This window comes from Microbacterium sp., from assembly GCF_047602155.1.
In the GTDB taxonomy this organism is placed as follows: domain Bacteria; phylum Actinomycetota; class Actinomycetes; order Actinomycetales; family Microbacteriaceae; genus Microbacterium.
Map to the genome: position 1 here is coordinate 1,328,011 of NZ_JASGHZ010000001.1, position 22,580 is coordinate 1,350,590.

11 protein-coding genes are annotated in these 22,580 nt (G+C 71.2%); all 11 read left to right on the forward strand.

What is annotated here, in order from left to right; all coding sequences use genetic code 11:
- Positions 1-84: 84 nt before the first annotated feature.
- On the forward strand, positions 85-1,260 hold the full coding sequence (locus QM720_RS06255; RefSeq protein WP_415125281.1) for a glycoside hydrolase family 3 N-terminal domain-containing protein: 1,176 nt from the start codon (positions 85-87) through the stop codon (positions 1,258-1,260).
- Between the two features lie 55 nt (positions 1,261-1,315).
- Complete coding sequence (locus QM720_RS06260) at positions 1,316-4,090, forward strand: DEAD/DEAH box helicase (protein WP_415125282.1); 2,775 nt, start codon at positions 1,316-1,318, stop codon at positions 4,088-4,090.
- Positions 4,091-4,161: 71 nt separating this feature from the next.
- Positions 4,162-4,416: a type II toxin-antitoxin system VapB family antitoxin gene (locus QM720_RS06265; protein ID WP_415125283.1), complete on the forward strand. Its 255-nt coding sequence runs from the start codon at positions 4,162-4,164 to the stop codon at positions 4,414-4,416.
- Positions 4,413-4,805: a type II toxin-antitoxin system VapC family toxin gene (locus QM720_RS06270; protein WP_415125284.1), complete on the forward strand. Its 393-nt coding sequence runs from the start codon at positions 4,413-4,415 to the stop codon at positions 4,803-4,805. Before QM720_RS06265 ends, QM720_RS06270 begins: the two co-directional genes overlap by 4 nt.
- Before the next feature lie 54 nt (positions 4,806-4,859).
- A complete protein-coding gene (gene recQ / locus QM720_RS06275) occupies positions 4,860-7,010 on the forward strand; it encodes a DNA helicase RecQ (protein WP_415125285.1) in 2,151 nt (716 codons plus the stop codon).
- Between the two features lie 57 nt (positions 7,011-7,067).
- Positions 7,068-8,840: a glycoside hydrolase family 3 protein gene (locus QM720_RS06280; protein ID WP_415125286.1), complete on the forward strand. Its 1,773-nt coding sequence runs from the start codon at positions 7,068-7,070 to the stop codon at positions 8,838-8,840.
- A gap of 360 nt (positions 8,841-9,200) precedes the next feature.
- The gene (locus tag QM720_RS06285) at positions 9,201-11,324 is read left to right on the forward strand and encodes an acyl-CoA dehydrogenase (RefSeq protein ID WP_415125287.1); all 2,124 of its coding nucleotides are present in this window, start codon (positions 9,201-9,203) and stop codon (positions 11,322-11,324) included.
- A 237-nt stretch (positions 11,325-11,561) separates the two neighbouring features.
- Positions 11,562-12,137, forward strand: a complete 576-nt coding sequence (locus tag QM720_RS06290) for a DNA-3-methyladenine glycosylase I (RefSeq protein WP_415125288.1) — start codon at positions 11,562-11,564, stop codon at positions 12,135-12,137.
- Positions 12,138-12,379: 242 nt separating this feature from the next.
- A complete protein-coding gene (locus tag QM720_RS06295; RefSeq protein WP_415125289.1) occupies positions 12,380-14,761 on the forward strand; it encodes an ATP-binding cassette domain-containing protein in 2,382 nt (793 codons plus the stop codon).
- A gap of 664 nt (positions 14,762-15,425) precedes the next feature.
- Positions 15,426-21,569 carry an Ig-like domain-containing protein gene (locus QM720_RS06300; protein ID WP_415125290.1) on the forward strand — a complete coding sequence of 2,048 codons (6,144 nt, stop codon included), beginning with the start codon at positions 15,426-15,428 and terminating at the stop codon, positions 21,567-21,569.
- A gap of 22 nt (positions 21,570-21,591) precedes the next feature.
- Positions 21,592-22,563 (forward strand): AAA family ATPase, encoded by a 972-nt coding sequence (locus QM720_RS06305; RefSeq protein ID WP_415125291.1) that lies wholly within the window; start codon positions 21,592-21,594, stop codon positions 22,561-22,563.
- Positions 22,564-22,580 lie beyond the last annotated feature (17 nt).

The following is a 22,580-nucleotide window of genomic DNA, read 5'->3' on the forward strand; positions in this document are numbered from 1 at the left end:
CGTCGCTGGTCCCAACGTAGGCGGGGCCCGCGGTGTTCCGCCAGGGACGTGACCGGCGCGGGCCGCAGGGGGAGGATGGATGCCATGCGCAGCACTCGCCTCCTGATCGCCGCGGCGGCGGTGCTGACGATGGCGGCGCTGCCCGGCTGCGCGCCCGAGCCGGCGCCGATCGCGTCGCCGACGACCACGACCACGCTCGCCACGCCGACCCCCACCCCGACGCCCACGCCGGACCCGCTCGCAGGGCTCACCCTGGAGCAGCGCGTCGGCCAGCTGTTCATGGTCGGGACCGCCGTCGACGCCGTCACCCCGGCAACCGTCTCGGCCATCGTCGACCGGCACGCGGGGAGCATCTTCCTGCACGGGCGTTCGGGAGCCGGGACGGATGCCGTCGCCGCCGTCGTGGCCCAGTTCACGGGGCTCGTGGGCCCGGACTCGACCGGCGGCATCCGGCTGTGGGTCTCGACCGACCAGGAGGGCGGCGAGGTGCAGGTGCTGCGCGGCCCGGGCTTCGACGACATGCCGTACGCGATCCGGCAGGCTGACCTGCCCGACGACCAGTTGCGCGCGCAGGCCGCGACGTGGGGCGCTCAGCTCGCCGCGGCCGGCGTCGACATGAACCTCGCGCCCGTCGCCGATCTCGTCACGAGCCACGACGCGCGGTTCTCCAACCCGCCGATCGGGGCGCTCGGCCGGCAGTACGGCTACGACGAGGCGGCCGTCGCCGCGAAGGCCGGCGCGTTCGCGGCCGGAATGCGAGCTGCCGGGGTCATGCCGGTCTTCAAGCACTTCCCGGGCCTCGGGCACGTCACCGCCAACGCCGACACGGTCGCCGGGGTCGTGGATACGACGGTCACCGCCGACGGCCCCGACGTCTCCGTCTATCGGCCGCTGACCCGAGCCGGACCCTCCGTCGTCATGATGTCGACGGCGATCTACCAGAACCTCGACCCGTCCGCACCGGCGGCGTTCTCGCCCGCGGTGGTCGCGCTGCTGCGCGACCGGGTCGGCTTCGACGGCGTCGTCATGACCGACGATGTGTCGGCCACGGCGGCGACGCAGGCGTGGAGCCCCGCCGATCGCGCGCTGCTCGCGCTGAGCGCCGGCGTGGATGTCGTGCTCGTGTCCGCCGACCCCGGCGTGTTCCCGGAGATGTACGACGCCGTGCTGGCGCGGGCGCAGACCGACCCCGCCTTTGCGGCGCGCGTCGACGAGGCCGCCCGCCGCGTGGTCGAGGCCAAGGACGTGCGTGTGGGGTGACTGCCGCAGGTCTCCGCCGAACCGCCGCCGGTGACGCACCTGGCAGACTCGAGGGGTGACCGAGTCGCTGCGCGAGGCCGTCCCGGCGGGGGCGACGGCGGATGCCGCCTACGACGGCTTCGTCCGCTGGGCCGCCGCGCAGGGGCTCACGCTGTACCCGGCGCAGGACGAGGCCGTGATGGAGCTGGTGTCGGGCAGCAACGTGATCCTCTCGACGCCGACCGGCACCGGCAAGTCGCTCGTCGCGATCGCTGCGCACGCCGTGTGCCTCGCCGCGGGAGGGCGCTCGTATTACACGGCGCCGATCAAAGCCCTGGTCAGCGAGAAGTTCTTCGCGCTCATCGACGTGTTCGGAGCCGAGAACGTCGGGATGGTCACCGGCGACTCGTCGGTCAATCCGGATGCGCCGATCGTGTGCTGCACGGCCGAGATCCTCGCGAACCTCGCGCTGCGGCAGGGTGCGGATGCCGTCCCCACGCCCACTCCAGACGCCGCTGACGCGGCGTCTGGAGCCTCCGGGCGCGTGGGCCCAGTGGACCAGGTCGTGATGGACGAATTCCACTACTACGGCGACCCCGACCGGGGGTGGGCGTGGCAGGTGCCGTTGCTCCTGTTGCCGCGCGCGCAGTTTCTGCTGATGTCGGCGACGCTCGGCGACGTCACGACCATCGCCGAGGATCTCGAGCGGCGCACCGGCCATCCCGTCGCCCTCGTCACGGGGGTGGAGCGACCCGTTCCCCTGCACTTCTCGTACGAGCGGCGGCCGGTGCACGAGGTGCTCACGATGCTCCTCGACGAGCGTGAAGCGCCGGTCTACATCGTGCACTTCGCCCAGGCGGCGGCGTTGGAGAGGGCGCAGGCTCTGGCATCCATCACCCTCACGACACGCGCGCAGCGTGACGAGATCGCCGAGGCGATCGGCGCGTTCCGCTTCACGACCGGGTTCGGCAAGACGCTGTCGCGGCTCGTACGTGCCGGAATCGGCATACATCACGCCGGCATGCTGCCGCGCTATCGTCGCCTCGTCGAGACCCTCGCGCAGCGGGGACTGCTGCGGGTGATCTGCGGCACCGACACGCTCGGCGTCGGCATCAACGTGCCGATCCGCACCGTCATGATCACGGCGCTCAGCAAGTACGACGGCATCCGGATGCGGCAGCTCACGGCGCGCGAGTTCCACCAGGTCGCCGGGCGGGCGGGGCGGGCCGGATTCGACCCGCATGGCAATGTCGTCGTGATGGCGCCGGAGTGGGAGATCGAGAACGCCGTCGCCCTCGCGAAGGCGGGGGACGACCCGGCCAAACGCAAGAAGCTCGTGCGCAAGAAGGCGCCGACCGGCGTCGTGAACTGGGGTGAGGGCTCGTACGAGCGGCTCATCGCCGCACCGCCCGAGCCGCTCGTGCCGCAGCTGAAGCTGACCGCGGCGATGCTCATCAACGTCATCGGCCGTGGCGGCGACGTGCGGGGCGACGTGCGGTCGCTCGTGTTCGACAACCACGAGCCGCGGGCGCGCAAGTACGAGCTGGCGCGCCGGGCGATCGCCATCTTCCGCACCCTGGTGGATGCCGGCATCGTCGAGGTCGTCCCGACCACCCCCCGCGAAACCTCGCAAATGTCCGCTTCTGGGGCCGAAATGTCCGCTTTTGGGGCCGAAAACAGGACATTTGTGAGGTTTCGCGAGAGGGAGGTGCGGCTCACGGTCGACCTGCAGCCGAACTTCGCGCTCAATCAGCCGCTGTCGCCGTTCGCGCTCGCCGCGATCGAGCTGCTGTCTCCCGACGACGACGTGCCCGGCATCCGCACGAACTCCGCAGAAGTGCACGAACTCCGCAGAGATTCCCCGGAATCCTGCGGAGTTGATGATGATCTGCGGAGTTTGCACGCGACGGCGCACGCGAAGGGGGCATCCGTCGTCGGGACGGGGCACTACGCGCTCGACGTCGTCAGCGTCATCGAGGCGACGCTGGATGACCCGCGGGCGATTCTGTCGCAGCAGGAGTTCCGCGCGCGCGGCGAGGCCGTCGCGGCGATGAAGCGCGACGGCATCGAATACGACGAGCGGATGGCGCTGCTCGAGGACGTCACCCACCCGAGACCGCTCGCCGAGCTGCTGGCGCAGTCGTTCGAGGTGTTCGCATCGAGCCAGCCGTGGGTGCGCGACTTCGAGCTGAGCCCGAAGTCGGTCGTGCGCGACATGTTCGAGCGGGCCATGTCGTTTGCGGAATATGTCTCCTTCTACCAGTTGCAGCGCAGCGAGGGGCTGGTGCTGCGATACCTGTCCGACGCGTACCGGGCGATTCGCCAGACCGTGCCGGCCGAGGCGCGCACCGATGAGCTGATGGACATCATCGAGTGGCTGGGCGAGCTGGTGCGCCAGGTGGACTCCAGCCTCGTCGACGAGTGGGCGGCGCTGACCGACCCCTCGGTCGTGCTCCCTGAAGGCGGCGCGGTGGTCGTCCCGCCGGCGCCGCCGTCGATCCTCGCCAACCGCCGCGCGTTCACGGTGCTCGTGCGCAACGAGCTGTTCCGCCGCGTGCAGCTGGCCGCGCTGCAAGACGACGACGCCCTCGTCGCGCTCGACCCCGACGTCGACTGGCCCGCCGCGCTCGATGCCTACTACGACGAGCACGACGAGATCCTCACCGGTGGCTCGGCGCGCTCGCCGCGGCTGTGCGCCATCGAAGAGCAGCCCGATCGATGGGTCGTCGAGCAGACGATCGACGACCCGGCCGCAGATCACGACTGGCGCATCCGCGCCGAGGTGGATCTCGCGGCATCCATCGCCGAGGGCGCCGCCGTCGTGCGGGTGACCGAGGTCGTGCGGTTGTAGGGCGCAGCGCTGGCCAGGATTCGGAGAAGCCACCGGGGAGAATGGTAGAAGAACAGGGTAGACTGTCTCCCATGAGCCTCAACATCAAGAACGAGGACGTGCACGCGGCCGTGCGGGAGCTGGCGAGCGCGCTCGGCGTCAGCCAGACGTCCGCGGTCGAGGTCGCCGTGCGCGCGAAGCTCGCCGAACTGGCTGAGGACTCGCAGCGTCTGGAACGCCGGCGACGGATCGACGACGCGATCCGCGCCGCGCAGGAAGCCTTCCGAGGCGTCGACCTGTGGGCGATCGCCGACGATCTGTACGACGAGATGGGTCTGCCGAAGTGATCATCGATTCATCCGCGATCCTCGCGGTTCTGAGAGCCGAACCGCGCGCTGAAGAGATCAGAGCCGCGCTGCTTGCGACACCGAACGTGGCGATCTCGGCGGGCACGCTGGTCGAGACGACGATCGTCGTCGACGGTCGTCGAGACCCCGTGGCCAGCGCGCGCCTCGACGCCCTCCTGAGAGCGATCGGCCCCGAGGTCGTTCCCGTCGATGCAGCGCAGGCGGCGATCGCGCGCACCGCGTATCGCGATTTCGGGCGCGGATCGGGCCACAAGGCCGGCCTGAACTTCGGCGACTGCTTCTCGTACGCGCTCGCCAAGGAACGCGACGAGCCGCTGCTCTACGTCGGCGACGACTTCGCCCGCACCGACCTCGCGTCGGTTCTGTGACCAGCCCCTGCCGCCGACCGTGAGCAGTCGGCAACGTCGGATGCCGCGGCTATCGTGGACCGGGTGAGCCGCGACGACCCCTACGCCGATGTCCCGTGGGACGTCGACTCCCTCGTGCCGCCGGACGACCCACACGACGAGGCGGCGCTGCCGCCCGATCCCGCCTTCGACGGCTACGGCGCGGCCCTCGCGCGTGCGACGCGGGATGCCGTCGGGGTGCCGGCATCCGCCCCCGCAGCCCCGGCACCCGGTCGCGAAAACCGGAGAAATCCCGAAAAACGGACGGATGAGGGCGACGGCATCCGTTTTTCGCGACATTTCCGTTTTTCGCAGCAGCCGGATGCCGCAGATGGCGCTGCTGCTGCCGACCGCACCGGCGCCGATCCGAGGGCGGTGCTGAAGGAGGTCTTCGGATACGACGAGTTCCGCGGCGACCAGGCCGAGATCGTCGCGCACGTGGTCTCCGGCGGGGATGCCGTCGTGCTCATGCCGACCGGCGGCGGCAAGTCGATCACCTACCAGGTGCCCGCGCTCGTGCGCGCGGGCACGGGTCTCGTGATCAGTCCGCTCATCGCCCTCATGCACGACCAGGTCGACGCGCTCCTGGCCAACGGCGTGGCCGCCGCGTACCTCAACTCGACGCAGACGCCGGCCGAGCGGGCGGGCGTCGAGCGGGCGTTCCTGAACGGCGAACTCGACCTGCTCTACGTCGCGCCCGAGCGCCTCAGCGCGCCCGCGACCACCCAGTTGCTGCAGCGCGGGCGGCTCAGCGTCATCGCGGTCGACGAGGCGCACTGCGTCAGCCAGTGGGGCCACGACTTCCGGCCCGACTACCTGGCGCTCGGCGATCTCGCCGAGCGGTTCCCCGGGGTGCCGCGCATGGCCCTCACCGCCACCGCGACGCGCGCGACCCACAAAGAGCTGACCGAGCGCCTGCGTCTGCCCGATGCCCGCCACTTCGTCGCCAGCTTCGACCGGCCGAACATCCAGTACCGCATCGAGACCAAGGTCGACCCGCGGCGGCAGCTGGTGCAGTTCATCCGCCGTTTCGGCTCGGATCCTCGCTCAACGACCGGTTCGGTGGCCGGTATCGTCTACGCCCTCAGCCGCAAATCGGTCGAGCAGACGGCCGAGTACCTGCGCACGCAGGGGATCGACGCCCTGGAGTATCACGCGGGGCTGGATGCCGGCATCCGCGCCCGGCATCAGGAGCGCTTCCTGCGCGAAGACGGCGTCGTCATGGTCGCGACGATCGCGTTCGGCATGGGCATCGACAAGCCCGACGTGCGCTTCGTCGCGCACATCGACCTGCCGAAGTCGGTCGAGGGGTACTACCAGGAGACCGGGCGCGCGGGCCGCGACGGCGACCCGGCTGTCGCGTGGATGGCCTACGGCCTCGGCGACGTCGTGCAGCAGCGGCGCCTCATCGATCAGTCGCCGGGCGACCGCGCATACAAGCTGCGCATGGGCCAGCACCTCGACGCGATGCTCGCGCTGTGCGAGACGGTGTCGTGCCGCCGGCAGAACCTGCTGGCGTACTTCGGGCAGGAGTCCGGGCCGTGCGGCAACTGCGACACGTGCCTCGACACGCCCGACACGTGGGACGGGCTCGTGCCCGCGCAGAAGCTGCTGTCGACCATCGTGCGGCTGCAGCGCGAGCGCGGGCAGGCGTTCGGCGCGGGGCACCTGATCGACATCCTGCGGGGAGCCTCGACCGACCGCATCCGCGCGCAGGGGCACGACAAGCTGACCACCTACGGGCTGGGCGCCGACCTCAGCGACCAGGACTGGCGCAGCGTCGTGCGCCAGCTGCTCGCGCGCGGCGTCATCGTCGCGCAGGGTGAGTACGGCGTGCTCGCGGTCGGCGAGGAGGGGGCCGCGGTGCTGCGCGGCGATGCCGCCGTGCCGTTGCGGCGCGATGTGCTCGGCCGCGGCGGGACGACGCGGGTGCGCAAGCCCGCAGCGACGGATGCCGTGGCCGATGCCGACCGCGACCTGTTCGAGGCGCTGCGCGCGTGGCGCGCCGCGACCGCCAAGGAGCAGAACGTGCCCGCGTATGTCGTGTTCAACGACGCCACGCTGCGCGCGCTCGCCGACCGGCGACCGCGTTCGGTCGCGGCGCTGGAGGGCATCACGGGCATCGGCGCGAAGAAGCGCGAGGCCTACGGCGAGGCGGTCATCGCCGTCATCGCCGCCGCGGAGTGAGGCGCACCCCGCCCCCGAGCGTTGAAAACCTAGTTGCATTCGGTTTATGCTGACGGCATGAGCAACGACGCCACGCCCGAGGTCGACACCCGCTATCGCGATGCGAGCCTCCCGGTCGACGAACGAGTCGACATCCTGCTGAACCAGATGACCCTGGAAGAGAAGGCCGGCCTCTTCTTCCAGACCATGATCACGATGGGCGAGGGCGGCACGCTCTCCGCCGGCGACCCCAGCTTCGGCCTGCCGTCGACCGACGAGTACGTCAACGTCCGGCACATGAACCACTTCAACCTGCTCAGCGTGGCCCCCACCGCCGGCGAGACGGCGCAGTGGCACAACCGGCTGCAGGAGCTGGCGGCATCCACGCGGCTCGGCATCCCCGTGACGATCTCCACCGATCCGCGCCACTCGTTCACCGAGAACCCCGGAGCGGCCCTGCTGTCGGGTCCGTTCTCGCAGTGGCCCGACGCCCTCGGCCTGGCCGCCACGCGTGATGAGGCGCTCGTGCAACGGTTCGGCGACATCGCCCGGCAGGAGTACACCGCCGTCGGCATCCGGGTCGCGCTGCACCCCCAGGTCGACCTCGCGACCGAGCCGCGCTGGGCGCGTCAGCTGCAGACGTTCGGTGAGGATGCCGAACTGTCGGGCCGGATGGGCGCCGCCTACATCCGCGGGTTCCAGGGCGATGAACTGGGTGCGACCTCGGTGTCGGCGATGGTCAAGCACTTCCCCGGCGGCGGCCCGCAGAAAGACGGCGAAGACCCGCACTTCGCGTACGGCCGCGAGCAGGTGTACCCGGGGGGACAGTTCGAGCTGCACCTGAAGCCGTTCGAGGCGGCCTTCGCCGCCGGCGTCAGCCAGGTGATGCCGTACTACGGCATGCCGATCGGCACCGAGCACGAGGAGGTCGGCTTCGGCTTCAACAAGACGGTGCTGACGGGCCTGCTGCGCGAGCGCTACGGCTTCGACGGCATCGTCTGCACCGACTGGGGTCTGATCAGCGACGCGCAGATCATGGGCACCCCGTTCCCGGCGCGCGCCTGGGGCGTCGAGCACCTCACACCGGCCGAGCGCATGGCGAAGATCCTGGATGCCGGTGCCGACCAGTTCGGCGGCGAGCGCTGCACCGAGATCCTCATCGACCTCGTGCGTGCGGGTGTCGTCGCCGAAGACCGCCTCGACGTCTCGGCGCGGCGCCTGCTGCGCGAGAAGTTCGTGCTCGGTCTGTTCGAGAACCCCTACGTCGACGTTGCGGCCGCCGACCGGATCGTCGGCTCGGCCGAGTTCCGCGCGGTGGGCGACGCGGCCCAGCGTGCGGCGATCACGGTGCTGACTGCGACGGATGCCGTGCCCTTCGCCCGCGGCGCGAAGCTGTACGTCGAGGGCATCGACGCCGAGGCCGCCGCCGCGTACGGCGACGTCGTCGCGACCCCCGCCGAGGCCGACATCGCGGTGCTGCGGCTGCAGGCGCCGTTCGAGCAGCGCCCGTCGATGTTCGAGAGCTTCTTCCACTCCGGCTCGCTCGACTTCCCGGCCGAGGTGATCGCGCACGTGCAGGAGGTGGCAGCATCCGTTCCCACGGTCGTCGACGTGTTCCTGGACCGTCCGGCGATTCTCACGCCGTTCGCCGAGGCCGGCGTCGTCCTCACGGCGAACTGGGGCGCGAGCTCCGCCGCCCTGCTCGACGTGCTCACCGGTGCGGCGCGGGCCCAGGGCAAGCTGCCGTTCGACGTCCCGCGGTCGATGGCCGCGGTCGAGGCGTCGCGCCCCGACGTGCCCTTCGACACCGCCGACCCGCTGTTCCGCTTCGGCCACGGCCTGGAGCTCTGACGCGGCGCCGCGGCCGGTCGCGCCGGCCGGATCGGGCTGGCCCGGTCGCGCCGACCCGGTCGTGTCGGCCCGCTCGCAGAATCGGAAAGTCATCGCAGAATCGGATGCCGGAGCCGCCGGCATCCGATTCTGCGTGTCTGATCCGATTCCGCGACGGATGCCGGGCGGCTCGGCGACGGGCAGCCCCCCTGATCAGGTCCGCACGATGAGACTCCGTGTCAGATACGGTGGGTGTGGGTCTCATACAGGAGGGATGCCGCGCCGGCTCCCGCGGTTATGGACACCGTGCAATCGGTTTGCACTCTTCTTGTAGGCGATCTACCGTCGGCAGCGATCTTCCCGACTGCCGAAAGGTATGCCATGACCGACGCGGCCATCCGCCAGAAGCGACCCGCCACCCACCGGCGCACGCCCGCCGGCGGGGCGCCCACCGCCGCGCATCGTCCCGACGAGGTGCAGTCGGCCGACGAGGCGCACGATCCGCGCATCCACGTCGACGCCGTCACCGACCTGCTGCTGGGCACCTGGGGGCACACCCGCCGTGAGGCGCGAGAGATGATCAAGGATCCGGCGTTCTGGCGCATCGACGGACAGCCGATGGACGAGCATCGCGAGCGGGTGCTCGGCCAGCTGCGCCTCCTCGTCGAGCACGGAGGGTCGCGCCGCGCGTTTCCGAAGAAGTACGGCGGCCACGAGGACAACGGCGCCAACCTCGCCGGATTCATGGAGCTGGTGCTGGCCGACCCGAGCCTGCAGATCAAGTCGGGCGTGCAGTGGGGACTGTTCGGGTCGGCGATCCACCAGCTCGGCACCGAGAAACACCACGACGCGTGGCTGGCCGACGTCATCGACCTGCGGATGCCGGGCGCCTTCGCCATGACCGAGATGGGCCACGGCTCGGATGTCGCCGCGATCGGCACGACCGCCACGTACGACCCGGAGACCGAGGAGTTCGTCATCCACACGCCGTTCCGCGCGGCGACGAAGGAGTTCCTCGGCAACGCCGCCCGGCACGGGCGCGCCGCGACGGTGTTCGCGCAGCTCATCACCGATGGGGTGAACTACGGCGTGCACTGCTTCTTCGTGCCGATCCGCGACGCGGACGGCGCGATGCTGCCCGGCATCCGCAGTGAAGACGACGGCGTCAAGGGCGGGCTGAACGGCATCGACAACGGACGGCTCGCGTTCGAGCACGTGCGCATCCCGCGGTTCAACCTGCTCAACCGCTACGGCGACGTCGCCGCCGACGGCACCTACTCCAGCGACATCCCGAGCCCCGGCCGGCGCTTCTTCACGATGCTCGGGGCGCTCGTGCAGGGCCGCGTCTCGCTCGACGGCGCGACGACGACCGCCACTGCGCTCGCCCTCGACATCGCCGTGACCTACGCGAACCAGCGCCGCCAGTTCGACTCCGGCGCCGGCACCGACGAGGTCGTGCTGCTCGACTACGGCATGCACCAGCGCCGCCTGCTGCCGCGCCTCGCACAGGTGTACGCGCAGTTCTTCGCCGGCGACGAGCTGCTGCGCAAGTACGACGACGTGTTCAGCGGCCGGGAAGACACCCCGGAGAACCGCGAAGACCTCGAGACGCTCGCTGCGGCCCTGAAGCCCCTGTCGACGTGGAACGCGCTCGACACCGTCCAGGAGTGCCGCGAGGCCTGCGGGGGCGCCGGCTTCATGGCCGAGAACCGCCTCGTCGGCCTGCACCAGGATCTCGACGTCTACGTCACGTTCGAGGGCGACAACACCGTGCTGCTGCAGCTGGTCGGCAAGCGCCTGCTGTCCGACTTCGCCCGCCAGTTCACGGGGGCGGATGCCGCGAAACTCGCCGGATTCGCCGCCAAGCAGACCGCCGGCAAGGTCTTCCACGGTGCGGGGCTGCGTCGGCTCGGCCAGGCGGTCGCCGACCTCGGCTCGACGGCGCGCTCGGTCGAGCTCGGCCTGCGCGCCGAGCACCAGCACGAGCTGCTGGCGGGGCGCGTGGAGCAGATGGTGTCGGACATCGCCGGGCGGCTGCGTCCGGCGGCGAAGGCGTCGCCCGCCGAGGCCGCCGCGATCTTCAACGCGAATCAGGCCGAGCTCATCGAGGCCGCCCGCGCGCACGGCGAGCTGCTGCAGTGGGAAGCCTTCAGCGACGGCATCGCCGGGGTCGAAGACGCGGGCACGAAGCACGTGCTGACGTGGCTGCGCGACCTGTTCGGGCTGAGCCTCGTCGAGAAGCACCTGGCCTGGTACCTCATCAACGGGCGCCTGTCGACGCAGCGGGCGGCATCCGTCTCGAGGTACATCGACCGGCTCTGCCTGCGCCTGCGCCCGCACGCGCAGGATCTCGTCGACGCGTTCGAGCTCGCGCCCGAGCACGTCCGCGCGCCCATCGCCCTCGGCGGCGAGCAGGAGCGCCAGGACGAGGCGCGCGCCTACTATGCGGCGCTCGCCGCCGCGGGCGAGGCGCCGGTGTCGGAGAAGTCGCTCAAGAAGAAGTAGCCCCCACCCCGCCGATTATCACGAAATGATAACAAAGTGGGGTCGGAGTGTAAGGATCCGGCCGCTGCGGACACTTACCTAGTGAAGGCACTGCACGCAACGGCAGGAAGCGGCATCCCACGTTCGGCTTCGAGGGGATGCAGGCCTGCCTTCCAGGGGGTCGTGCAACGGGTGGCGCGGCCCCCTTTCTCTTGCCGCGGCCCTTCCCGTGTCGGACCCCGCCGCTAGCCTGGGGCGATGATCACAGACCTGCGCATCGGCCCCGACGGCGTGGCGCGTTGCGGCTGGGTGGGTGACGACGCGGAGTACCGCCGCTACCACGACGAGGAGTGGGGCCGCCCGCTGCACGGCGACCGCGCGCTGTTCGAGAAGCTCAGCCTCGAAGGGTTCCAGGCCGGGCTGTCGTGGATCACGATCCTGCGCAAGCGCCCCCGCTTTCGCGAGGTGTTCGCGGGGTTCGAGCCGGCGGCGGTGGCCGAGTTCGGCGCGGCCGACGTCGAACGCCTGGTGGCGGATGCCGGCATCATCCGCAACCGCGCCAAGATCGAGGCGACGATCGGCAACGCCCGCCTGGTCGAGGCGATGGCGCCGGGCGAGCTCGACGCGCTGATGTGGTCGTTCGCCCCGTCCGATCCCCGGCCGCGTCCGCGGGTGTTCGCGGACGTCGCGGCGGTGACGCCGGCATCCGAGGCGATGTCGAAGGCGCTGCGGAAGCGGGGCTTCCGGTTCGTCGGGCCGACCACGATGTACGCCCTCATGCAGTCGGCCGGCATGGTCGACGACCACCTCGCCGGCTGCCACCTGGCCGTCTGAGCACGCCGCGTCGCCGCCGCGCCCCGACGAGCGCCCCGGCGCGCCCCGCCGCGCCCGCGTGGCGCGGCGGCATCCGCCGACCCCCCCAACCCGCCGAGACCGCCTCCGTGCGTCGAGACCGCGTCCCTGGTCGTGGGTTTCGACGCACGCGGTGGGTCTCGACGATGGGGGAGCCGCCGGCGGACGCGACGCGGTCAGGATCGGAGAAGCGCGGGCGACGCCGCGGCGGCAGACTAGAGGGCATGCCCGAACCCACCGCATCCGTCCACGTCGCCGACAGCCACGACCTCATCCGCGTCGTCGGCGCACGGGAGAACAACCTGCGGGGCATCGACGTCGACATCCCGAAGCGGCGCCTGACCGTCTTCACGGGCGTGAGCGGGTCGGGCAAGTCGAGCCTCGTGTTCGGCACGATCGCGAACGAGTCGCAGCGGCTCATCAACGAGACCTACCCGACGTTCGTGCAGCAGTTCATGGGGCAGCTCAGCCGCCCCGACGTCGACGCGCTGGAGAACATCAGCCCGGCGATCGTCGTCGATCAGGAGCGCATGGGCGCCAACGCCCGCTCGACGGTCGGCACGGCGACCGACGTGCACGCGATGCTGCGGCTGCTGTTCAGCCGCATCGGCCAGCCGCACGTGGGGTCGCCGCAGGCGTTCTCGTTCAACGTCCCGTCGATCTCGGGCGCCGGTGCGGTGACGATTGCCGTCGGCAAGAACAAGGGCAAGAAGGAGCGCCGCTCGTTCGAGATCACCGGCGGCATGTGCCCCGACTGCGAGGGCCTCGGCCAGGTCAGCGACATCGACCTCGACGAGCTGCTCGACCGCTCGCTCTCGCTCAGAGCGGGCGCCATCACGGTGCCCGGCTACGTCGCCGACGGCTGGATGGTGAAGGGCTTCAGCGAGTCGGGCTTCGTCGACCCCGACAAGGCCGTCGCCGACTACACCGCACAGGAGCTGAACGACTTCCTTTACAAGGAGCCGACGAAGGTGAAGATCGCCGGCATCAACATGACGTACGAGGGGCTCGTGCCCAAGGTCACCAAGTCGATGCTGCAGAAGGACCGCGACAGCCTGCAGCCCCACATCCGGGCGTTCGTCGACCGCGCCGTGAAGTTCATGCCGTGCCCGGCATGCGACGGCACGCGACTGAACGAGGGGGCTCGTTCGTCGCGGATCGACGGCGTCAACATCGCGGATGCCGCCGCCATGCAGATCACCGATCTCGCCGCGTGGGTGGCATCCATCGACGATCCGTCGGTCGCGCCGCTGCTGGCGGGGCTGCGCCAGACGCTCGACTCGTTCGTCGAGATCGGCCTCGGCTACCTGTCGCTCGATCGCGCCAGCGGCACGCTGTCGGGCGGTGAGGCGCAGCGCGCGAAGATGATCCGCCACCTCGGCTCGAGCCTCACCGACATCACGTACGTCTTCGACGAGCCGACGACCGGACTGCATCCGCACGACATCCAGCGGATGAACGACCTGCTGCAGCTGCTGCGCGACAAGGGCAACACGGTGCTCGTCGTCGAGCACAAGCCCGAGGTCATCCAGATCGCCGACCACGTCGTCGACCTCGGGCCGGGTGCGGGGCGGGCCGGCGGACTGGTCTGCTACGAGGGGGATGTCGCGGGGCTGCGCGCCTCCGACACCGTGACCGGCCGCCACTTCGACCACCGCGCGCAGCTCAAGCCGTCGGTGCGGGCGTCGACGGCGGCGCTGCAGATCCGCGGCGCGAACGTGCACAACCTGCAGGACGTCGACGTCGATGTGCCGCTCGGCATCCTCACCGTCGTGACGGGGGTGGCCGGGTCGGGCAAGTCGTCGCTCATCCACGGGAGCCTGCCGGCATCCCACGCAGACGGTGAGATCGTCGTGGTCGACCAGGCGCCGATCAAGGGGTCGCGCCGCAGCAGCCCGGCGACCTACACGGGCCTGCTCGACACGATCCGCAGCGCCTTCGCCAAGGCGAACGGCGTGAAGCCGGGGCTGTTCAGCGCGAACTCCGAGGGCGCGTGCCCGGCGTGCAGGGGGCTCGGTGTCATCATCACGAACCTCGGGTTCACCCAGACGGTCGAGACCCGGTGCGAGCTGTGCGAAGGCAGCGGATTCAGCGACGACGTCCTGGAGTACACCCTCGACGGCAAGAACATCGCCGAGGTGCTGGCGATGTCGGCCGAGGAGGCCCTCGCGTTCTTCGACACCGGCGCCAAGAAGAGCTCCGCGCACACGACGCTGTCGCGCATGGTCGACGTCGGCCTCGGCTACATCACGCTCGGGCAGGCGCTGAACACCCTGTCGGGCGGTGAGCGTCAGCGCCTGAAGCTCGCGATCGGGATGGCGGGGCCGGCTGCGATCTACGTGCTCGACGAGCCGACCAGCGGCCTCCACCTCGCCGACGTCGACAAGCTCCTCGCGCTGCTGGACCGCCTCGTGGATGCCGGCAACTCCGTCATCGTCATCGAGCATCACCAGGCCGTCATGGCGCACGCCGACTGGATCATCGACGTCGGCCCCGGCGCCGGCCGCGACGGGGGGCGCGTCGTCTTCGAGGGCACCCCCGCCGCGCTCGTCGCCGCGGGCGGCACCCTGACGGCCCAGCACCTCGCCACCTACGTCGGCGCCTGACCCGCGCGCGTCCCTGCCCCGCGGCGCGTCCCTGCCCCGCGGCGCGTGCCTGCCCCGCGGCGCGTCGGATCCCCGCCGCCCCCTTCGGTCGCGGCATCCTGCGGGTGCCTGCGCCGCCGACCCGCAGATTGCCGCGACCGAACGGCGGGCGCGACGCGCCCCGTTGGTTGGGTCGCGGCGAATTGTGGGTGCTGCCGTCCGCTGACCCGCAGATTGCCGCGACTGAACCGTGACTGGGCTGCGGGCGCGACGTACCTCGTTGGTTGGGTCGCGGCGAATTGTGGGTGCTGCCGTTCGGGACTCGCAGATTGCCGCGACTGAACCCGCGGCCGCGGCTGGGCTGCGGGCGCGACGTACTTCGTTGGTTGGGTCGCGGTGAATTGTGGGTGTGCCCGTCGCTGACCCGCAGATTGCCGCGACTGAACTCGCAGATTGCCGCGACTGAAACCGCAGGATGCCGCGACTGAACCCGCGGGCGCGACTGAACCCGAGGGGGTGGGCGCCGCGCGGGGGTGGGCGCCGCGCGGGGCGCGGGGGCGGGGGCGGCGCGTTTCGGGACGGCCGCGCGGTGACGTAGGCTAGCGGGGTCTGCCCACCGTGCGCGCCTGCTTCAGCACCAGGTCCCGACGCCACGCAACGAGTTCGGAGGGGAGCCGAGCCCACCATGAAGTCCCTTGCGTGGCTTCGCTCGCGCCTTCGCGCCCGAAAACCCCGTGCCGTCAGACCGCGCGCGCTGGCCTCTACCGCTGCCATCACCGTCGCGGCCCTCGCGGTCGGGTACTTCGCCGTCGTCTACGAAGGCAAGCCCACCACCGAGGTCGACCTGCACGACGACGGCGTGTGGGTGACGAAGCAGTCCAGCCTGCTCGTGGGCCACTTCAACCACTCCTCGCTCGTGCTCGACGGCGGACTGCGCACGACGGATGCCGACTACGACCTGCTGCAGAGCGGGTCGCGCGTGCTCGTGGTCGACACGACCGGCTCGTCCATCGCCTCCGTCGACCCGGCGCGCGTCATCCTCTCCGACTCGGCCGACCTCGCCCCGGGCTCTCGGGTGTCGATGGGGTCGGGAACCGTCGCCGTGCTCGAGCCGTCGGGGTCGCTGTGGACGAGCCCGTTCACCGCGATCAGCGGCATCGGCGTGCAGGGCGCCGACCCGGTCGCCGACGTCGGCAAGAACGGCCGCGTCGCCGTGGGCGTCGACGGCACCGTGTACACCGTGTCTGCCGAAGACGCGACGCTGCGCTCGTTCGGCCCCGACGGCGACGGCGACACGGTGGAGAAGTCGGCGCGCACCCTCGAGGGCGTCGCGAAAGACCACGACCTGTCGATCACGGTCGTCGGCACGACCGCGTTCGTGCTCGACGGCGACACGAACACCCTCTACGGCGGCGACGGCTCGCGCGTCGACGTGCCGCCCGACGCGGTGCTGCAGCAGCCCTCCGGCCCCGCCGACTCCGTCACCCTCGCCACCCCCACGAGCCTCCTGCGGATGCCGGTCGGCGGCGGCGACCCGGTCGAGATCGGCACGGGCACCGCGGCGAAGGGCACGCCCGCCGAGCCCGTCTTCGTCGCCGGCTGCGCCTACGGCGCCTGGTCGGGATCGGGCCGGTTCGTGCGCGACTGCCCGGGCGAGAAGGACGACGTCGCCCAGGACGTGCCGGGCATCGAGCCGACCAGCATCCTGCGCTTCCGCGTGAACCGCGACGTCGTCGTGCTGAACGACGTGTTCGGCGGCGCGGCCTGGATGGCGTCGGATTCGATGCAGCGCGTCGACAACTGGCAGGACATCACGCCGCCCGAGGGCGAGGGCGACGAGGAAGAGGAGACCACCGAGGAGACGGTGCAGACCACCCTCCCCGAGCGCACCGACGTCAACACGCCGCCGATCGCGCAGGACGACGAGTACGGCATCCGGCCCGGCCGCACGACGGTGCTGCCCGTGCTCGACAACGACACCGACGCCGACGGCGACGTGCTCGTCGCGGCGGTCTCGCGGGTGCCCGGGTTCGGCACCGTGGAACCCATCTACAACGGCTCGGCGCTGCAGATCACCGTGCCCGAGGACGCGACCGGGTCGACGACGTTCGAGTACACGGTCGAAGACGGGCGGGGCGGCGAGGCGACGGCATCCGTCACCCTCAGCGTGCACGGCCACGACGTCAACGCGCCGCCGGTGCAGAAGCGCACGACGCTCATCACGGTCGAATCCGGCGGCACCGCCTCGTACAACGTGCTGCCCGACTGGATCGACCCCGACGGCGACGACATCTTCCTGCTCGACGTCGCGCCGGACGGCGGCGACGAGGCCGACTTCACCTCCGACGGGCAGATCACCTACCGCGCGATCGGCGGCGTGCAGGGCCGCAAAGACGTGCCGATCATCGTCTCCGACGGCACGGCGCAGGGCGCCGGCGTGGCGCGCTACGACATCCGCCCGCTCGGCACGACCGCGCCGATCACCAACGCCGACCACGTCGTCACCCGCGCCGGCCGCACGATCACGGTGGCGCCGCTGACCAACGACACGAGTTCGGGCAGCGAGCCGCTGCGCCTCACGCGCGTCGACGAGGTGGCGGGGGCCACGATCACGCCCGATTTCGCCGACAAGACGTTCTCGTTCACGGCGGATGCCGCGGGCACCTCCTACGTGCAGTACCTCGCCTCGGCGGGCCCGAACTCGGTGCCGGGACTGGTGCGCGTCGACGTGCTGCCCGAGTCGAACGAAGACCTGCCCCCGGTCGCCGTGCGCGACATCGCGCTGCTGCCGAGCGGCGGCGAGGTGCTCGTGAACGTGCTGTCCAACGACACCGATCCGGCCGGCGGCATCCTCGTCGTGCAGTCGGTGACGGTGGATGCCGGCACCGGCGTCGCCGCCGCCGTGCTCGGCCACGAGACGATCCGCATCAGCGACCTCGCCTCGATCGACCAGCAGGTGCGCGTCGGGTACACGATCTCGAACGGGTCGCGCTCGGCAGACGGAGAGATCGTCGTGATCCCCGTGCCCGCCCCCTCGCGGCTGCGGCCGCCGGTCGCCGGCGACGATCAGGTCGTCGTGCGCGCCGGCGACGTCGTGACGATCCCGGTGCTGGAGAACGACTACCACCCGAACGGCGACGTCATCCACGTCGAGCCCGACCTCGTCGCCCCGCTCATCGACCCCGCCGACGGCGAGGCGTTCGTCTCCGAGGACACGCTGCGCTTCCGCGCCGGCGACGAGCCGAAGACCGTCTACGCGACGTATCAGGTGGTCGATTCGACCGGGCAGCACGACGCCGCGTACGTCACGATCCAGATCCTGCCGCGCAACGACGAGGCAGACTCGGCTCCGCGCCCGCGCGACCTCACGGCGCGCACCCTCAGCGGCACGAAGGTCGAGATCCCGGTGCCGCTGGACGGCATCGACGAGGACGGCGACTCGGTGGAGCTGATCGGCATCGCGAGCGCGCCGGCCAAGGGGCGCATCGTGGAGACCGGGGCGAACCACTTCGTCTACGAGGCGTTCAGCGACGCGGTCGGCGTCGACTCGTTCACCTACCGCGTGCGCGACCGGCTCGGCAAGGAGGGCACCGCCCCGATCCAGGTCGGCATCGCCCCCGCCGCCTCGACCAACCAGGCGCCGTACGCCGTGCGCGACGCGATCGTCATGCGCCCGGGGCGCGAGGTGGCGGTGCCGGTGCTCGAGAACGACTCCGACCCCGACGGCGACGAGTTCGGGTTCGCGCCGAACGCGGTGACCCTGTCCGACGTGGCGGGCCTGCAGGCGACGACGAGCGGGAAGTACCTGCTCATCACGGCTCCGGATGCCGAGATGAACACCTCGCTGCAGTACTCGATCACCGACTCGCGGGGCCTGAAGGCGACGACGACCGTGCAGATCACGGTCGACGAGGACGTGCCGCTGGAGCGGCCGATCGCGCGCGACGACCGCGTGCGTGCCGAGGACGTGAACGACGACAACGTCGCGGATGTCGCCGTGCTCGACAACGACGACGACCCCGACGGCACGCGCAGCGCCCTCACGGTCACGCTCGGCACCGGTGCGGGCACGGCGACGGTGCGCGCCGACGGCGTCGTGCGGGTGACCCTCACCGACGAGGCGCAGCTGATCACCTACACCATCACCGATGCCGACGACCAGTCGGCGTCGGCGTTCATCCGGGTGCCCGCGCTGAGCGCGCTGCCGCCGAGCCTCATCTCGACCACGGCCGTCGAGGTGAAAAGCGGCGAGACGATCGAGCTGCCCCTGAAGGACTACGTCCGCGCGGCCGGCGGCAAGGACGTCGTCATCACGGAGGCGGCCAAGGTCACCGCGGCGCACGCCAACGGCGCCCCGCTGTTCTCCGACCAGCACACGCTCGTCTACACCTCGGCCGACCGGTACTTCGGCACCGACGCCCTCACGTTCGAGGTCACCGACGGCGAGGGCCCCGACGACCCGGCCGGCCGCAAGGCGACGCTGACGATCCCCATCACGGTGCTGCCGCCCGACAACCAGCCGCCCACGATGGTCGGCGCGTCGATGAGCGTCGCCCCGGGCGAAGAGGCATCCACCCTCGACCTCGCCGCCCTCGCGACCGACCCCGACCCCGAAGACCAGGGCAGGCTGCGCTTCCAGCTGACCGGCTCGACACCCCTCGGGATGACCGCAGCCGTCGACGGCACGACCCTCACCGTGTCGGCGGCGGCGAACACCGCCAAGGGCACGCGGGCCCTCCTCACCGTCACCGCCTCCGACGGCGAGACCACGCCCGCCGAGGCGACGATCTCGGTCGAGGTGGCGGCATCCACCCGGCCGCTGGCGAGCGTCAACGACGACGTCATCGACCGCTCCGACCAGGGGGCGACCGAGTCGGTCGCCGTGCTCGCCAACGACGTCAACCCCTTCCCCGACAAGCCGCTGACGGTCGTGTCGGCCGTGGTCGAGAGCGGTGACACCGAGCGCGTGCAGGTCGTCGGCGACCGCGTCGAGGTCACGAGCGACAAGGCGTACGTCGGCGTCATCGTGGTCCGCTACCAGGTGATGGATGCCACGGACGATCCCGACCGTGCCGTCGAGGGCCGCATCCGCATCACGGTGCAGGGCCGCCCGGCCGCCCCCGGTAGGCCGGTCGTCTCCAGCGTGCAGAGCCGCACCGTCGTGCTGTCGTGGACGCCGCCGATCGACAACGGGTCGCCGATCACCGGGTACACCGTCACGTCGGTCGCCGGCGGCTACACGAAGCAGTGCGCCTCGACGACCTGCACCCTCGACGGGTTGACGAACAACGTCGAGTACAACTTCGTCGTCACGGCCACGAACCAGGTCGGCGTCTCCGACCCGTCCCTGCCGTCGGAGACCGCCCGCCCCGACGTGCGGCCCGACACCCCGGCGCCCCCGACGCTGAACTTCGGCGACCGCAGCCTGACGGTGTCGTGGGTCGCACCGCGCACGGAGGGCTCGCCGGTGGACAGCTACACGCTGGAGATCTCGCCCGCGCCGCCGTCGGGCATCGTGCAGAAGACCGGCGTGACCGGCACGAGCATCGTGTGGGACGGGCTGGAGAACGGCGTCGCGTACCAGGTGCGCGTGCGCGCCCACAACCGCGCGCCCGAGCCGAGCGAGTTCAGCCCCTGGTCGGCGACGATGGTGCCGGCCGCGCCGCCGTCGGCGGCGGGCGCCCCGACGACGGCGCTGCTCGACCCGGTCGGGTCGCAGGCGCAGATCCGCGTCGACTGGGTCGCGCCCGCGAACAACGGCGACGCCATCTCGGGGTACGAGCTGCGCGTCACGCAGGGCTCGACCGTCGTGCGGAGCATCGCGGTGCCCGCCGGGCAGACGAGCCAGGCCGTCGTCGTCGACACCTCGACGACGAGCTACACGTTCGACGTGCGCGCCCGGAACAAGGCCGGCTGGGGCGCGTACAGCGACTCGTCGGCGCCCCGCCGCGGAGTGACCGCTCCCGGGGCGCCGTCGGTGACCGGTGCGACGCCGGGCAACAACCAGGTCGCCGTGACGTGGACGGCGGGCGCCACGGGCGGCGCGACGGCGGGCGAACTGCGCTACGAGTACTCCGTCGACGGCGCCGGCTGGCGCAGCGACTGGGTCGCCGGCGGCACGGGCGGGGCCGGCACGGCCGGAAACGGCCAGGTCGACAACAACGGCAGCTACACGATCCGGGTCCGCGCGGTCTCGACCGTCGACGGCTCGACGTTCGCGAGTGGCCCATCGAACGCGTCGGCCTCGGTGGCTCCCTACGGCCCGATCGGCAACCCGACCGCCAAGGCCACCGCCAGCGGCACGACCATCACGATGACGTGGACCTCGCCGGCCCGCAACGGCCGCGACATCACGACCGAGATCAACACCGGCGACGGCCGCGGCTGGCGCACGGTCGCCGCGAACGGCAACGAGAGCTACACCGTGGGCTACAGCACGACGCGCACCCTGTCGGTGCGCACGAGCGCCGCCGGACAGACCACGACGGCATCCGATTCGGCGACCTCGGCAGAAGAACCGAAGCCGCGCATCTGGGTCACGCGTGGCGACAGGTACCCCGGCACCTGCGTCAACGGCTGCTACTACTTCGTCGTGAACTGGCGCGACGCGAACATCGGCACCTACGACGTCGTGTGCGCGCACGGCGACCTGGGCGGCGGAGGCTCGGGCGACGAGTTCAGCGTGCGGCACTCCGTCAACTTCGACGGCAGCGGGTCGAAGCAGATCGAGTGCCGCCTGGGCGCCGACGGCTACGACGTGTGGGTGAACGTCATCGGCTGGGGCGATTCCGTCGACACGGAGAAGACCTGGTGGAAGCGCGGGAATTAGAGAAAGACACAGGAGTGGACGAATGAGCATGACCCCGGAACAGGCGGTCTGGTTCCGCGATACCTTCACGCGCCTCGTCGACAACGTCGACCAGGCGCTGCTGGGCAAGCGCGAGGTCGTGGGGCTCGTGCTGTCGGCGATGCTCGCCGAGGGGCACGTGCTGCTGGAGGATGCCCCCGGCACCGGCAAGACGAGCCTGGCGAAGGCGCTCGCCGCGTCGGTGCAGGGCACGAGCACCCGCATCCAGTTCACGCCCGACCTGCTGCCCTCGGATGTGACCGGCGTCACGATCTACGACCAGCAGAACCACCGGTTCGAGTTCCACCGCGGCCCCGTGTTCGCCTCGATCGTGCTCGCCGACGAGATCAACCGCGCCTCGCCGAAGACGCAGTCGGCGCTGCTGGAGGTCATGGAGGAGTCGCGGGTCACCGTCGACGGCGTCGCGCACGAGGTCGGCCGGCCGTTCCTGGTCATCGCGACGCAGAACCCCATCGAGCAGTCCGGCACGTACAAGCTGCCCGAGGCCCAGCTCGACCGCTTCATGCTGAAGACCTCGATCGGCTACCCGTCGCTGGCCGTCGCCGAGCGCATCCTCGCCGGGGCCGTCGACCGCAACCCGTCGTCGCATCTCAGCCCCGTCATCACGACCGGCGCCGTCGCCGACATGGCCGATCTCGCCGCGACGGCGCACGTCGACGCCGCCGTTGCCCGCTACGCCGCGCAGTTGGTCGACGCCACCCGCGAGGCCGAGGCGACCCGCCTGGGCGTCTCGGTGCGCGGCGCCATCTCGATGATCCGCATCGCCAAGGTGTACGCCGCCGCTCAGGGGCGCCACTTCGTCGTGCCCGACGACGTCAAGGCGCTCGCGGTGCCGGTGTGGGCGCACCGGCTCGTCCTCGACCCCGAGGCGGAGTTCTCCGGCACCACCGCCGAGACCGTGGTGCAGCGTGCGCTGGCCGCCGTCGACGCCCCCCTGGCGAGGGCCGAGAGCTGAGATGACAGCAGTGACAG